This is a genomic window from Bradyrhizobium sp. USDA 326 (assembly GCF_049739485.1).
Lineage (GTDB): Bacteria > Pseudomonadota > Alphaproteobacteria > Rhizobiales > Xanthobacteraceae > Bradyrhizobium.
Genome location: NZ_JBMGQA010000001.1, coordinates 1691510 through 1704472, shown reverse-complemented (window position 1 = coordinate 1704472; position 12963 = coordinate 1691510). Strand labels below are relative to the sequence as shown.

Below are 12963 nucleotides of genomic sequence, written 5' to 3'. Positions count from 1 at the left end.
TTTTGCCCGATGATAAAGGCAGCAACATCCGTGGCTGCGCCGATCTGTCTGTGTCCGTTTTGCAACGGTCCTTATTCTTTGGCTGGGAACGTCCATGACCGAACATTCCCCGTAGTTGTATTGCCGGTAGCATCCCCGGACCCGAGCTGGGATTAGACGTTTCAATTCGGATCGATTTGACCCGGTGGCCGCTCGGCATGCTGCGGGGCGGCCGATGAACGCATCATCACCGACTGTTTCATTTCGTAGAAGATACCGATGTTTGATGTGTACTTAAGTCTTAAGCGAGATCATCTCTTGGTCGTCCCCAAGGGCCAATCGATCCCGACCCATGCGAACTCCGTTCGATGGCGAAAGAAGAAAGCGGTTGTCGCAGTAAGTGATGAGATCAAGACGGCCGTGCAAACAAGTGGTTACTATTGGCGTAAGCTAGGAAAACATCAAAAGAGCAATTAACGCATGCGCCTTCAAAGTTGGCTGCTCGTCATACTGTTGCTCTTCGCGGCGACCAGCGTCGCCTTGTCAGACGATTTCGTTGGGCAGGTCAGCATCATCGACGGCGACACGCTCGAAATCCACGGCAGCCGCATACGACTCTCGGGCATAGATGCGCCGGAGAGCACCCAGCTCTGCCGGGGCGAGGACAGCCGGCAATATCGCTGTGGCGCGACGGCCGCCAACGATCTCAGCGCGTTCATCGCGCGGCGGCCTGTAACCTGTCTGCCTGTTGCGCTGGACCAATACGGGCGCACAGTGGCGACCTGCTCGGTCGGCGGAGTTGATCTAGGAGAATGGCTTGTCCACAACGGCTTCGCTCTTGATGGGCGGCGATATTCCAGGGGCAAGTACATTGATGCTCAGCGCGATGCCGAGCGCGCCGGTCGAGGAATATGGGCGGGCAGCTACGTCGCGCCATGGCTCTATCGCGCCTGTATCCGAGCGGGCGGCAAGCCGGGCGGCTGCTCGGACGATGCGAACGCACACCGCTGATTAGGGCGTCTACCAAAGCGCACGATGGCTTTGGGGAAAGCGGACCTGCCTACGCCTCCGGCACATGCTCGCAAATGGCCCTTCAGCGACATCAAGAGATTGCGGCTCCACCGCCGCTGTTGGGGCTTAACCGGACGTCAGGAGACCAGCCGCTAAATGAGTACACCGCCTTCTGTAATGGCCCGATGATGTCAAGCCCCCCGAGTGAACGTCACGCCGCCGAGCTCATGCTTCTGTTCGTGGTCAGCGCCTGGCGGCCACATCATGCTGTCGGAGGGAGCGGTGAGCCTATGTAGATGCGCGTGGTTCGTCGGATGACGAACACTGGCCGTGTAACGGCTTCACCGCATCCGCCGGATTATCGTCTGGTGTCGATGTCCGAGGTTTCGCGAACTGGTCCGAAGGTTTCGTGAATTCTCCCAGAGTTCGCGAACTGGCTCAGTTGGCAGAAGTCAGGAATCTGGTGGCGGGTAGGTCCATTTGTGGTTTTGGGGAGCAGCAGGCTTTGAGCGGCGGCAAGCATGAGAGAAGACCCCGCTCGGGTACACACTTCTCTATTGGTTAGGTGCCCCGCTTCGCACGTGGCGCGCGGGTTCTCTTTTGCAGGAGATCCGCTGCTTCAACCCCCAGTTCACGGGCAAGTCGATCGAGAACATCGATGCTGGCTGCATATTTGCAGCGTTCAATCGAACTGATGTACGTGCGGTCTATATCGGCACGGTGGGCGAGTTCCTCCTGAGACAGGCCTGCAGCCTGCCGGTACTTTATCAAATTGAGCGCCAGAATCTCCCGTATCGCCATGGATACGAGAGAGGTCTATTGAAGAGTATTTCACCACGGAGTATTCTCGACAATCTACGCGAGGGAACCCTCCGGCCGTCTCTCGTGACTTGGAGGTAATCGGCATCGTCAAACCGACAATGAGGGCGCCACGTGCGATGAGCCGCCAGACCTCCGCAAGGCTTGCCTCACGCGAGATCGGCAGCGCATCGATCAAATCGCCAAAGCTGACCGCATGTGCGCAGGCATGTGCGACCGCCCCTTCGGCCAACACCGTATCGACAGGGGCGCTCCCGAGCGGCAGCAACCGCTTTGCATTATCGAGCTGCGGAAATCGAATGCCGCGTTCGGTTGCGATCCTGGAGCGCGCCAATGTGCGCAGTTTCGCGCGGCCGCAAAAGTCGGCCGAAAGCGGAGTCAGCCAGCTCGGAGTCAGCCCGGTATTTGATCTCGACGATCTCGCAATGGCCATCGCCCCAGTCGACGCGAAAGTCCGGTGTGTATCGCCGCCGGCGCCCCTCTGCTCGAAGTGGATTGTTACCGGCTGTGCCGTCACTACCGCGCTCGCGTCCATGAAGCTTGCGAGCGTCACGAAGTCCCCTTCAAGGGCGCTCTCATGCTCGGCCATCCGGTCGAGAGCTTGGAACCCGGCCACATGCGACCGTCGACTAAGTGGAATGCGGCGCAGTTCGTCCTCCATTCGGAAAACGACTCAGTACGCAATCCTCGAACGTTTGCCCGTCAGTTCACAAACCTGGGACCACACCTATGCACGCACATGATGGTTTGATTCGAGTTCGCTCGCTCGCCGATTCGAGAAACCTCGAACACCAACATCTGGCTTGGGTCGAGTTTGCCACTTCCGGGGAGCGCCGCGATGCGGTTTGCGCATCACGGCACAAATCGCGTGCGACAGTTTCCCAGCTTGCAAAGTTCCGGGGCTTAGATGAGTTCTAATCGCTGCATCCGTGCTGAGGGGCAATTGCAATGAACGAGGCGCCATTCCAGGACAGCCCGCCAATGACTGATCGCGTCAACGCCTACGACGAGAAACATCTCGCGATCTACGTTAGGTTGTTAATGGCCGAGGAGGAGGGCGCCGACTGGCGTGAGGTGGTCAGCGTGATCTTCGGCCTCGACCCCGCACGCGAACCGGATCGTGCCAAAATCGTCCACGACAGCCATCTCGCCCGTGCGCGATGGATGTCGGAAGCCGGATATCGGGACCTTTTGCTGCCGCGGATGCAGTGAATTTGCGTCCGATCACACAAATTGCGGCATCGCGTGATGCAACCTAAGGGTCTAGTTTCCCGTAGCGTCTTTCTGGATTCGTGGTGCGGGGCACAGAACGAAAGACGAGAAGACCATGCCGACCCAGTATTGGCGGGCGCCCGAGACCATTGAACGCCTGAAGCGCCTTGAGCGTCCGGGTTTTGCCCTTGAGTTTCTGCGGCGCAATGCCGACTATCGCCGCGATTTCGTCCGTGCTGAGCGCCAGATCGCGCGCGAGGGCGCTGATCCCGAAACCATCCGAACCAGTTTCGCACGTCGATGGAGGTTGCGATGTTGCCCATGACCCCGCCTCTCCGGTTGGGCCCGAACCAGCCATTTGGCTGCCCGAGGCTTCACCGGGAACACTGATCCTCCAGTCCGCGCCGCCGGAGTTTCAGACCGTTCATCCGATTGATCGCAAGTCTTTCGGACTGGCGACCGTAGAGCAGACGGATGCTGACGGTCGCGAGCTGGTTGTCTCCGACGGCTTGGGCGAGCTCCATGTCCGGTTGCGCGACGAGCAGGCCATGCGCCGCCCCGCCGTGCTTGTGCCGCTCGACAGCATGGGCGAACTGCGCGCCGACGTGGCGCTGCACTTGGCCCGCCGCCTCGCTGGCCAGCGCACTGGTCTTCTGCCGGCGGCGCTGCGGCTGACGTCGTTTCAGAAAGGTCGACTGATACAGCTCCTTCACGCCTTCGACGTCTACGACCTGGGCGGCGGCCCGCGCGACGTGGCGGCGAAGGTGCTGGCCTCCGACCACGCGCACCGTCGTTCGGTCGAGTGGAAGGATTCGCATGCCCGCCGTAAGGCGAACCGCCTCATTCATGACTCGATCGCTCTGGTCGAGCGCGGTTATCTGAAACTTCTACGCGGCCTGTGATCGGCCCCAATCCCTCAAAGCCATCGTCCCGATGAGTTAACCCGCGTCCGCTGGTAGCGCCTGGCTTCGCCTGGTTGCGACGATGGGGGGACACAAACGTACGTCAATTTTCGTCCACCCCCAACGCCTGAACTCTCCGCCACTGTGGCCCGGACATGCCGCGATTTGGCCGCGGCGCTTCGAGGCAAGACGGAGAACTCCCATGCTCGACAGGCCCGCGCAACTCGCCACCCGCTACGTGCGCACCCCCGAGGCCGCGCGCCTCCTCGGCATCTCGCCGCGCACGCTGGAGAAGTACCGCTGCCATGGCAATGGCCCGACCTTTCGCAAGCTCGGCGGCCGCGTCGTCTACGCCATCGGCGATCTCGAAGCCTGGGCCGATCAGGCCGCCTGCAATTCAACGTCGGATCCGCGCTATCTCGAGGCCCGCGCTGCCGGCAACGCGCATCGCTAGGCAACGGTCGTTATGTCGTCGCGTCGCCTCATCACACCCAGCGAGCGAAGCAAGCTCGACCCGTTCGTTGTCGCCACTGGCGATGCCAGCCCGCGCGATCAGCGCGATCTGATGGAGCGCCCGTTCTTTTCGCTGGCCAAGGCCAAGCGGACGACACCGATCCTTTATGAGGCCGGCGACATCTGCGTCGAGGTTTATGCGGTTCCCGAGCACGGGATGGCGACCATTTGGGATGCCGACGTGCTGATTTGGGCAGCGAGCCAGATCGTCGAGGCGGAGAACCTTGGACTGAAGACCTCGCGTTTCCTGCGCTTCACACCTTACCAGCTTCTGACCGCTGTCGGCCGGCAGACCGGAGCCCGCGACTACAAGCTCTTGAAGGGAGCGCTGACACGCCTGCAGGCGACCGTGATCCGCACCAGCATCCGGCAGGGCGAACATTGGCGGCGCCACCAGTTCTCCTGGATTAACGAATGGGAGGAATGCGCCCGGCGCGACGGCCGCGTCGAAGGCATGGAATTTGTCCTCCCCGACTGGTTCTATCGCGGCGTCATCGATCGCTCACTCGTTCTCACGATCGATCCGGCCTATTTCAGCCTGACCGGCGGGATCGAGCGCTGGCTGTACCGCGTCGCGCGCAAGCACGCTGGTCGCCAGCCGAGAGGATGGCTGTTTGAGGTCGCGCACCTCCATGCGAAGTCGGGCAGTCTGGTGCGTGTCTCTGATTTTGCGCTGCAGATTCGGCGCATCGCTGCGCGTCAGCCGCTTCCCGGCTACCGCTTGCGCATCGAGCGTGAAGCACGCCGCGAATTGCTGCGCATTGTTCCGGCCAAACTATCCACTGCCCCTGTGGACGGCGCTGTGGAAGCGTTCGGAACTTCGCACGCAAACCCTATCGGGATTCCGCACGCAGCCCTATCGGGACTTCGCACGCGTGAACCGCAACTAACGCTTTGGCCGGAAACCGCGATTCCCGGCCTTAACTTAGAGTCTAACTTAGAATCTAACTGTTGTAGTAGGCCCGTACGTCCTGCGGATAAAGACGACCCTCGCGCTGAGCCACCAACTAAGCACCCAAGCCAATCATCTCTGCCGCCTTCAGGTCGCAAGACGGGAGGCAAGCGATGATCGTCGCCGTGCTCAACCAGAAGGGCGGTGTCGGCAAGACAACGCTCGCCCTGCATCTTGCCGGTGAGTGGGCTCTGCGCGGAAAACGGGTGACGCTGATCGATGCTGCCCCCCAGGGCTCGGCATCGGACTGGTCGCAGCAGCGCGCGAGGGAGAACGTCGTACGGCTGTTCGGCGTCGTTGGCCTCGCGCGTGATACGCTCTACCGCGAGGCGCCGGAGATCGCGCGCACCGCCGATCATGTCGTCATCGACGGGCCGCCGCGCGTCGCTGGATTAATGCGTTCGGCGCTGCTGGCGGCGGATCTGGTACTGATCCCCGTGCAGCCGTCGCCATTCGACGGCTGGGCCTCGGCCGAGATGCTCGCTCTGCTGCGAGAGGCCCGCATCTACCGGCCCCAGCTCGCCGCTCGCTTTGTGCTCAACCGCTGCGGCGCGCGCACGATCATCGCCCGCGAAACGGCTGAAGTTCTTGCCGATCACGACCCGCCGGTGCTCGCCAGCACCATCGGCCAACGTGTCGTCTTCGCTGATGCCGCGCAGTCCGGTCGGCTCGTCTTCGAGTTCGTCGAGCAGAGCGCCGCTGCCCGCGAGATCACAGCTCTCGCTGCCGAAGTTGCGAGGTTCGCGCCATGAGCGAGCGCTCCACCAAGCGCGGCTTCGCTTCGCGTCCCGGCGATGCCGAAAGCTGGATCAAGGCCAACGACGCACCGCCGCGCCGCGTGGATGAGGGGGCCGCATTCACCGCGCGTTTGACCATCGACGTCACGCCGGCGCTGCGCGGCCGCATCAAGGTCGCCGCGTTCCAACGTGGCCTGACCGTCGCCGACATGCTCCGCGAATTGCTGGCGCGAGAATTCCCCGCTGACGCCGGAGAGCCGTCATGAACGACAATGAGGCCTTGCCGCCGCGCGCCGTACCTCCGTCGCATCGACGCGGTGTCGCGCTCACCCATGTCGAGCTGACCTGGATCGAGAAGCGGATCGAGCACTGGCTGCGCTTCGGCCGTCGCGCGGAGGAGAAGATCCTCGACCGTCGCCGCAGCATCTCGAGTTTTACGCCAGGCAGCATCTTCGGCTTCGTCCGCTGGGCATCGAACGACTATGGCACCGTGGTGTCGCGCATGGACATCGTGCGCGCGGTGGAGGCCGGCCAGCGCTATCAGACGCTACCATTCGTCCGGCCGGGTGGCGAAATCCTGCTGCGCGTCGATAGCTGGCCGAAGGTTGAGCGCGTCTTGCAAGCCATCGACGCCATTGAGGCGCTCTCCATCGATCCGGCTGACGCCGCACCCGAATACTGGCGGCATCTCCATAACCGTCTCGCTGCCGACCATGTGCCGCGCGCTTACACGCGCGAGCAACATATCGCCTGGCTCAAGCGCCGGAGCGTCACGCCATGACCCCCTTCGGCTATCTCATGTTGACCTACCTTGCGGCGCTGGTCGCTGGCGCCCTGGCCCTCATTCATCCTGCGCCGCGGCTGATCTGGAACGCTACCGCGAGCACGCCGATAGGACTCTACGTGCTGCATCCGGTTGAAGAACTGCACGCCCTCGAACTGGTCGCGGTACGGCTGCCGGAGCCGATCGCGAGCTTCCTTGCCGATGCCGGCTTTCTTCCCAAAGGTGTGCCGCTGCTGAAGCGTGTTATGGCGCTGCCCGGACAGACTGTTTGCCGGTCAGGCGACACCGTTTCCGTCGATCATATCGATGTCGGCGCTGCACACGACCACGATCATCGCGGCGGTCCGCTACCGCGTTGGAGCGGTTGCCATACCCTCGAGCCGGGCGAGGTCTTTCTCATGAACCCGACCGTCCCGGACAGCCTGGACGGCCGCTATTTCGGCGCGCTCCCCGTCACCTCCATCGTCGCGCGCGCGATCCCGCTTTGGACCAATGAGGCCGGCGACGGCCGCTTCGTCTGGCGTGCAGCCACCCATTGACCCGCTTTCAACCCAGCAACCCAGGAGCTTTCCCATGGCGCAAATCGGTCAGTTCACACGCGAGAAGTCCGGCTTCACCGGACGCGTTGAAACGCTGTTCTTCGAGCGGATTCTCACCCTCGTCCCGGCCGAATCCTCAGATGCCGAGAATGCGCCGGACTACCGTATCCGCCTTGGCGACGCCGACGGCCCGGAGATCGGGGCAGGCTGGAAGCGTACCGGCGAGAAGGCCGGCGAATACGTTTCGCTGATCATCGACGACCCGGCGCTGCCGCGGCCGATCCGCGCCAACCTCTTCCAGTCGGGCGAGGACAAGGCGGCCTGGACGCTGAACTGGAATCGTCAGCCCCAACGCGCCGAGCGGGACTGATTGCATGCAGGATCCTGTCACGCGTGCTACCGACAAGGCGGATCTAATCTCCATCCCTTTGTTCGCGGCAACGCCGTCTCGTCCCTTCGGTCCGCGCAACCGTCGGCCGGCAGCCGCGCACACTAGTTGTCAAACCGGCGGTCCCTGCGCGCCGCCGGTAGGCAGCACGACGCCTCGCCATGATGGCGGAGCCACGGCGGGGTTTGCCGTTCTCCTCCTTACCGGACTGCTGCTGATTGGCGGGCCAACGGCAGCAGTCTCCGGGCAGAGAGCGCCGGCGCAAAGTCAACCGGCGAACGATCACTATGCAGCTCATGTGGCAGAGGCCGCGCAGCGCTTCGGCATTCCGGCTACATGGATAGGCGCCGTCATGCGGGTCGAGAGCAACGGCGATCGGCGTGCCGTCTCACCGAAAGGTGCACTCGGCCTGATGCAACTCATGCCCAAGACCTGGGCGGAGATGCGCGCTCGTTACGGTCTCGGGCGTGATCCCTTGGATCCCCATGACAACATCCTTGCCGGTGCCGCGTTCCTTCGCGAACTGCACGACCGCTACGGCTCGCCGGGTTTTCTCGCGGCCTACAATGCGGGTCCCGGCCGCTACGAGGAGTTTCGCGATAGACATCGTCCGCTGCCGGCCGAGACGACAGCCTATGTCGCGGCCATCGTCCCTTTTGTCGATGCGGAGAGGGCACCAGGACCTCTTCTCCTCGCGGCTTCTTCTCGTTCATCCTGGACGCGGGCGCCGCTGTTCTTCGACCACGCTGACGGGCCGTCCCCTGGCGCGCGAGCGGCGCTCGATCAACCCGCGCACGGCGGCTCAGTTGGCACTCCGGTGCACGATATTTCGGCGATTGCGCCGCAGTCGGAGGGCCTGTTCGTCGCGCTCTCGGCCACGGGACGATCGCAGTGACTGCACGGCATCTTCAACGTCAATGCGCGGACCGCGGTAGGTCTGCACGCACCCTTGTTGCGGCGGCTGCACATCGGGCAGCTCGCGGTATCAGCTGTCAGCTTCCAGGTTCGCTGGCGCCCCGTGACGGACATTCGGTTTGCATTCGAAACGTTGCAATGCAGTCATACGGGCGATGCCTTCGGCCCGCGCTCTACTCGTCGCTTCGCTCCTCACCGAGCCACCCTACGGGTGTCTCGGCCCTTCGGGTAACGATCGCTATCGCAAACGCTCGCAAACAGTGGGGGCTTCCGCGAGTACCGACCGAACGATGGCGAGATAAAAGGCCGCAATGTGCGGCTCGGTCGGTCGGTTGTTGTTGCTTCGCTTTTTTACTGATCCGGCAATGTACGGCTTCGGCGCGCAATGTGCGACTCGTCGTCAACTCATTGTGGGAATTCGACGTTTCGCACATTGTCGAGGCCGACCATGGCTGAAGACAGCGACTTTCAGCCCCGGCCAGGCCGCATCCGCTCATTGCGCGCCCAACGAGCCAAGCCCTTCATCGCCCAGGCGCTCGCAGCCACTCAGCGCGCCGGCGGCGGCATTTCGCGGGCCGGCCATCTCGTGAGCCACCGGCATTCGCGCTTCGGCCGCGGCCGCCTAGCCAGCGTGCGGGCAAATCGTCTCCTCACCGGCCGCTCGCGTCTGGTGACGATCAAGACCCGCGTCGTCCGTCATAGAGCGCGATCGGCGCCGCTCGGCGCCCATCTCGGCTACCTTCGGCGCGAGGGGGTCACGCGGGACGGGGAAAAGGCCCACCTGTTTGGCCCGGACACCGAGGACGCCGATCCCAAGGCCTTTGCGGAGCGCTGCCAGGATGATCGGCACCACTTTCGTTTCATCGTCTCCCCGGAAGACGCAGCCGATATGGCCGACCTGAAGGGCTTCGCGCGGGAGTTGGTCGGCCGAATCGAAAAGGACCTCGGCACCAAGCTCGATTGGGTGGGTGTCGATCACTGGAATACGCAGCACCCGCACGTACACATCATCGTGCGCGGCGTCGCAGAGGACGGCCAGGATCTCGTCATCTCCCGCGACTACATCAAAGAGGGGATGCGCGCCCGCGCCCGGGATCTGGTCACACAAGAACTCGGACCGCGCTCCGAGCTCGACATCCGTCGCTCACTCGAGCGCCAAGTCGAAGCCGAGAGCTGGACACAGCTCGATCGCCAGCTTGTTCGCGATGCAGGCCGGCACGGTGTCATCGACCTCGCTCCCGATTCCGCGCGGCAGCCGGATCAGTTCCATGCATCGAAGGTGGGCCGGCTGCGGCGCTTGGAAAGCCTTGGCCTTGCTCATCAGCTTGGGCCAGGCCAATGGATCATGGACGAGAGCGCCGAGACGACGTTGCGCGAACTCGGCGAGCGCGGCGACATCATCAAGCGTATCCACCGCAGCTTGACCGAACGGGGGATCGAGCGCGGAAGCGCCAGTTACGTATTGGCTGGCGAAAACCTTGACGTCCCCATCATCGGACGTCTCGTCGATCGCGGCCTCGACGACGAACTCAAGGGGACTGCCTATGCAGTGGTCGACGGCGTCGACGGCCGTACCCACCACATCAGGCTGCCCGATCTCGACGCCGCCGGCGACAGCGCACCGGGCTCGATCGTCGAGCTCCGCAAGTTCGATGATGCGCGAGGGCAGCGTCGCGTGGCGCTCGCGGTTCGCTCGGATCTCGCGATCGAAGCGCAGGTGACCGCGAGCGGCGCGACATGGCTCGACCGCCAGGCCGTCGCGCGCGACCCTGTGGTGCTCGGCCAGGCCGGCTTCGGCGCCGAGGTTCGCGACGCCATGCATCGCCGGGCCGAGCAGCTTGTTGAACACGGTCTTGCGGAACGGCAGGCGCGTGGGCTGGTATTCGCGAAGAATCTGATTGGCGCGCTGCGCCGTCGGGAGGTGGATGCTCTCGGTAAGCAGCTTGCCGCCGAGACCGGTCAGCCGTTCAATCCGTCGGCTGGCGGCGAGTATGTCGCCGGCACCTATCGGCAGCGTTTCGCGCTCGCTTCCGGCCGTTTCGCCATGATCGACGACGGTCTCGGCTTCCAGCTCGTGCCCTGGACGCCCTCACTGGAAAAGCAGCTCGGCCGGCATGTCTCCGGCGTCGCTCGCGCAGATGGCGGCATCGATTGGGGTTTTGGACGCAATCGGGGGCTCGGCCTGTGAACGATCCCTCCAATCACCGGCGTCAGGAGAGGGCGGCCGCAATGTCTGCAACCAGAATCCTCTGGGGGCAGGTCATCACGGTATTCGCGATCGTCCTGCTGACGACCTGGGCCGCGACGGAATGGACGGCGTGGCGGCTCGGCTTTCAAGCCCAATTGGGACAGCCCTGGTTCGAGCTCTTGCATTTTCCTTTCTATCTTCCGCCTGCCTTCTTCTGGTGGTGGTACGCCTATGACGCCTATGCACCCTCCATCTTCACCGAGGGCGCCTACATCGCATCATCTGGCGGCATCATCGCCGCAGCCGTTGCGATCGGCATGTCCGTCTGGCGCGCTCGCGAAGCAGAGAATGCCGAGACCTATGGCTCCGCGCGATGGGCGGAGGCAAAGGAGATCGAGCAGGCGGGCCTGCTCGGGCCGGACGGCGTCGTGCTCGGCCGGTTCGAGGGCTCCTATCTCCGCCATGATGGACCGGAACATGTCCTGTGCTTCGCGCCGACCCGGAGCGGCAAGGGCGTCGGCCTCGTCATTCCTTCGCTCCTGACCTGGCCGGGCTCGGCGATCGTCCACGACATCAAGGGGGAGAACTGGCAGCTCACCGCCGGCTTCCGCAGCCATCACGGCCGCGTTCTTCTGTTCGATCCGACCAACGCGAAGTCGTCAGCCTATAACCCGTTGCTTGAGGTCCGCCGCGGCGAGTGGGAGGTGCGCGATGTCCAGAACATCGCCGACATTCTCGTCGATCCAGAAGGTAGCCTTGAAAAGCGGAACCACTGGGAGAAAACCAGCCACGCTCTGCTGGTGGGTGCGATCCTCCACGTCCTTTATGCCGAGAAAGACAAGACGCTCGCCGGCGTCGCTGCCTTCCTGTCCGATCCCAAGCGGCCAATCGAGACGACGCTTGCCGCGATGATGCGAACGGCGCATCTCGGTGAGGCCGGTGTCCATCCCGTCGTAGCGTCCGCTGCCCGCGAGTTGCTGAACAAGTCCGGCAACGAACGCTCCGGCGTCCTGAGCACCGCGATGTCGTTTCTGGGCCTCTATCGGGATCCGGTGGTGGCGCAGGTGACACGGCGCTGCGACTGGCGGATCACCGACATCGTCGGCGGAGAGCGAGCGACCACGCTCTATCTTGTCGTGCCGCCGTCGGACATCAACCGCACCAAGCCGCTGATTCGTTTGATCCTCAACCAGATCGGCCGCCGATTGACAGAGGATCTGCAGGCCAAGGCCGGCCGCCGCCTCCTCCTGATGCTCGACGAATTCCCGGCGCTCGGCCGACTCGACTTCTTCGAGTCCGCGCTGGCCTTCATGGCCGGCTACGGCATCAAGAGCTTCCTGATCGCCCAGTCGCTGAACCAGATTGAGAAAGCCTATGGCCCCAACAACTCGATCCTCGATAACTGTCACGTCCGGGTCAGCTTCGCGACCAATGACGAAAGGACCGCGAAGCGGGTGAGCGACGCACTTGGGATGTCGACCGAGATGAAGGCGATGAAGAACTACGCCGGCAGCCGGCTCGCGCCTTGGCTCGGCCACCTCATGGTATCGCGGTCGGAGACCGCCCGTCCGCTGCTGACGCCCGGCGAGATGATGCAACTGCCGCCATCAGATGAGATTGTCATGATGTCAGGTCTCCATCCGATCCGCGCCAAGAAGGCGCGCTACTACGAGGACACGCGCTTCCAGGAGCGCATCTTTGCGCCGCCGAGGCTAACCAAGGCCAGCGATGGGAGGCTGGATGACTGGAGTTCACGGCCGCTGCCGCCGCGACCAATGGCATTGCAGGCGCCGACCGGCGATCAGATGGATGACGAAGAACCCAAGACCGCGGATCGGCGGTGGCACCCGGAACTGGATCGAGACATCTTCGAAAAGAAGGAACCGCTCGACAACGAGTTCGCGTCTGACCACGCCGACGAGGTCGATGACGATGCCCCACGGATCAGGCGCATGAATGACGTGATGCAGGGCGTGGCACGACAAGCGTCGCTCGATCCTAGCGACGATCTCGGATTGTGAGGC

General features: G+C 63.4%; 16 protein-coding genes. 14 read left to right on the top strand and 2 right to left on the bottom strand.

The window, feature by feature from the left end:
• The first annotated feature begins 459 nt into the window (after nucleotides 1-459).
• Complete coding sequence (locus ABIG06_RS08185; protein WP_370124212.1) at nucleotides 460-990, top strand: thermonuclease family protein; 531 nt, start codon at nucleotides 460-462, stop codon at nucleotides 988-990.
• Nucleotides 991-1551: 561 nt separating this feature from the next.
• Here the strand turns inward: ABIG06_RS08185 and ABIG06_RS08180 are convergent.
• Nucleotides 1552-1761 carry a helix-turn-helix transcriptional regulator gene (locus ABIG06_RS08180; protein WP_271553351.1) on the bottom strand — a complete coding sequence of 70 codons (210 nt, stop codon included), beginning with the start codon at nucleotides 1759-1761 and terminating at the stop codon, nucleotides 1552-1554.
• Nucleotides 1673-2470 carry a hypothetical protein gene (locus tag ABIG06_RS08175; RefSeq protein ID WP_370124230.1) on the bottom strand — a complete coding sequence of 266 codons (798 nt, stop codon included), beginning with the start codon at nucleotides 2468-2470 and terminating at the stop codon, nucleotides 1673-1675. The genes ABIG06_RS08180 and ABIG06_RS08175 overlap by 89 nt, the downstream gene beginning before the upstream one ends.
• Before the next feature lie 287 nt (nucleotides 2471-2757).
• On the opposite strand from ABIG06_RS08175, the gene ABIG06_RS08170 reads away from it, so the two are divergent.
• The 13 genes from ABIG06_RS08170 (at nucleotide 2758) to ABIG06_RS08110 (ending at nucleotide 12960) form a co-directional block, all read left to right on the top strand.
• Nucleotides 2758-3021, top strand: a complete 264-nt coding sequence (locus tag ABIG06_RS08170) for a DUF2285 domain-containing protein (protein WP_370124214.1) — start codon at nucleotides 2758-2760, stop codon at nucleotides 3019-3021.
• A gap of 115 nt (nucleotides 3022-3136) precedes the next feature.
• A complete protein-coding gene (locus ABIG06_RS08165) occupies nucleotides 3137-3346 on the top strand; it encodes a transcriptional regulator domain-containing protein (RefSeq protein ID WP_370124216.1) in 210 nt (69 codons plus the stop codon).
• Nucleotides 3255-3923, top strand: coding sequence for a DUF2285 domain-containing protein (locus tag ABIG06_RS08160; RefSeq protein WP_370124219.1), 669 nt, complete (start codon nucleotides 3255-3257; stop codon nucleotides 3921-3923). The genes ABIG06_RS08165 and ABIG06_RS08160 overlap by 92 nt, the downstream gene beginning before the upstream one ends.
• A gap of 202 nt (nucleotides 3924-4125) precedes the next feature.
• Nucleotides 4126-4377 carry a helix-turn-helix transcriptional regulator gene (locus ABIG06_RS08155; protein ID WP_271553340.1) on the top strand — a complete coding sequence of 84 codons (252 nt, stop codon included), beginning with the start codon at nucleotides 4126-4128 and terminating at the stop codon, nucleotides 4375-4377.
• Nucleotides 4378-4389: 12 nt separating this feature from the next.
• Nucleotides 4390-5505 (top strand): replication initiator protein A, encoded by a 1116-nt coding sequence (locus ABIG06_RS08150; RefSeq protein WP_370124223.1) that lies wholly within the window; start codon nucleotides 4390-4392, stop codon nucleotides 5503-5505.
• Complete coding sequence (parA, locus tag ABIG06_RS08145; RefSeq protein WP_370124226.1) at nucleotides 5502-6140, top strand: ParA family partition ATPase; 639 nt, start codon at nucleotides 5502-5504, stop codon at nucleotides 6138-6140. The genes ABIG06_RS08150 and parA overlap by 4 nt, the downstream gene beginning before the upstream one ends.
• Nucleotides 6137-6391: a ribbon-helix-helix protein gene (locus ABIG06_RS08140; protein WP_424578199.1), complete on the top strand. Its 255-nt coding sequence runs from the start codon at nucleotides 6137-6139 to the stop codon at nucleotides 6389-6391. The genes parA and ABIG06_RS08140 overlap by 4 nt, the downstream gene beginning before the upstream one ends.
• The gene (locus ABIG06_RS08135; protein WP_424578198.1) at nucleotides 6388-6906 is read left to right on the top strand and encodes a DUF2840 domain-containing protein; all 519 of its coding nucleotides are present in this window, start codon (nucleotides 6388-6390) and stop codon (nucleotides 6904-6906) included. Before ABIG06_RS08140 ends, ABIG06_RS08135 begins: the two co-directional genes overlap by 4 nt.
• Entirely contained in the window at nucleotides 6903-7448 is a 546-nt protein-coding gene (locus ABIG06_RS08130; protein WP_424578197.1) for a S26 family signal peptidase, read from the top strand. The genes ABIG06_RS08135 and ABIG06_RS08130 overlap by 4 nt, the downstream gene beginning before the upstream one ends.
• A gap of 34 nt (nucleotides 7449-7482) precedes the next feature.
• Nucleotides 7483-7818: a DUF736 domain-containing protein gene (locus ABIG06_RS08125; RefSeq protein ID WP_424578196.1), complete on the top strand. Its 336-nt coding sequence runs from the start codon at nucleotides 7483-7485 to the stop codon at nucleotides 7816-7818.
• Nucleotides 7819-7822: 4 nt separating this feature from the next.
• Nucleotides 7823-8731, top strand: coding sequence for a lytic transglycosylase domain-containing protein (locus ABIG06_RS08120; protein WP_424578195.1), 909 nt, complete (start codon nucleotides 7823-7825; stop codon nucleotides 8729-8731).
• A gap of 468 nt (nucleotides 8732-9199) precedes the next feature.
• Nucleotides 9200-10939, top strand: coding sequence for a relaxase/mobilization nuclease domain-containing protein (locus ABIG06_RS08115; RefSeq protein ID WP_370137402.1), 1740 nt, complete (start codon nucleotides 9200-9202; stop codon nucleotides 10937-10939).
• Nucleotides 10940-10980: 41 nt separating this feature from the next.
• Nucleotides 10981-12960 (top strand): conjugal transfer protein TraG, encoded by a 1980-nt coding sequence (locus ABIG06_RS08110; RefSeq protein WP_424578194.1) that lies wholly within the window; start codon nucleotides 10981-10983, stop codon nucleotides 12958-12960.
• Nucleotides 12961-12963 lie beyond the last annotated feature (3 nt).

Excerpts from the sequence above, each read along its gene's own strand:
- ABIG06_RS08185 (WP_370124212.1), top strand. The coding sequence starts at position 460 with ATGCGCCTTCAAAGTTGGCTGCTCGTCATACTGTTGCTCTTCGCGGCG.
- ABIG06_RS08175 (WP_370124230.1), bottom strand. The coding sequence starts at position 2,470 with ATGGAGGACGAACTGCGCCGCATTCCACTTAGTCGACGGTCGCATGTG.
- ABIG06_RS08170 (WP_370124214.1), top strand. The coding sequence starts at position 2,758 with ATGAACGAGGCGCCATTCCAGGACAGCCCGCCAATGACTGATCGCGTC.
- ABIG06_RS08165 (WP_370124216.1), top strand. The coding sequence starts at position 3,137 with ATGCCGACCCAGTATTGGCGGGCGCCCGAGACCATTGAACGCCTGAAG.
- ABIG06_RS08155 (WP_271553340.1), top strand. The coding sequence starts at position 4,126 with ATGCTCGACAGGCCCGCGCAACTCGCCACCCGCTACGTGCGCACCCCC.
- ABIG06_RS08150 (WP_370124223.1), top strand. The coding sequence starts at position 4,390 with ATGTCGTCGCGTCGCCTCATCACACCCAGCGAGCGAAGCAAGCTCGAC.
- parA (WP_370124226.1), top strand. The coding sequence starts at position 5,502 with ATGATCGTCGCCGTGCTCAACCAGAAGGGCGGTGTCGGCAAGACAACG.
- ABIG06_RS08140 (WP_424578199.1), top strand. The coding sequence starts at position 6,137 with ATGAGCGAGCGCTCCACCAAGCGCGGCTTCGCTTCGCGTCCCGGCGAT.
- ABIG06_RS08135 (WP_424578198.1), top strand. The coding sequence starts at position 6,388 with ATGAACGACAATGAGGCCTTGCCGCCGCGCGCCGTACCTCCGTCGCAT.
- ABIG06_RS08130 (WP_424578197.1), top strand. The coding sequence starts at position 6,903 with ATGACCCCCTTCGGCTATCTCATGTTGACCTACCTTGCGGCGCTGGTC.
- ABIG06_RS08125 (WP_424578196.1), top strand. The coding sequence starts at position 7,483 with ATGGCGCAAATCGGTCAGTTCACACGCGAGAAGTCCGGCTTCACCGGA.
- ABIG06_RS08120 (WP_424578195.1), top strand. The coding sequence starts at position 7,823 with ATGCAGGATCCTGTCACGCGTGCTACCGACAAGGCGGATCTAATCTCC.
- ABIG06_RS08115 (WP_370137402.1), top strand. The coding sequence starts at position 9,200 with ATGGCTGAAGACAGCGACTTTCAGCCCCGGCCAGGCCGCATCCGCTCA.
- ABIG06_RS08110 (WP_424578194.1), top strand. The coding sequence starts at position 10,981 with ATGTCTGCAACCAGAATCCTCTGGGGGCAGGTCATCACGGTATTCGCG.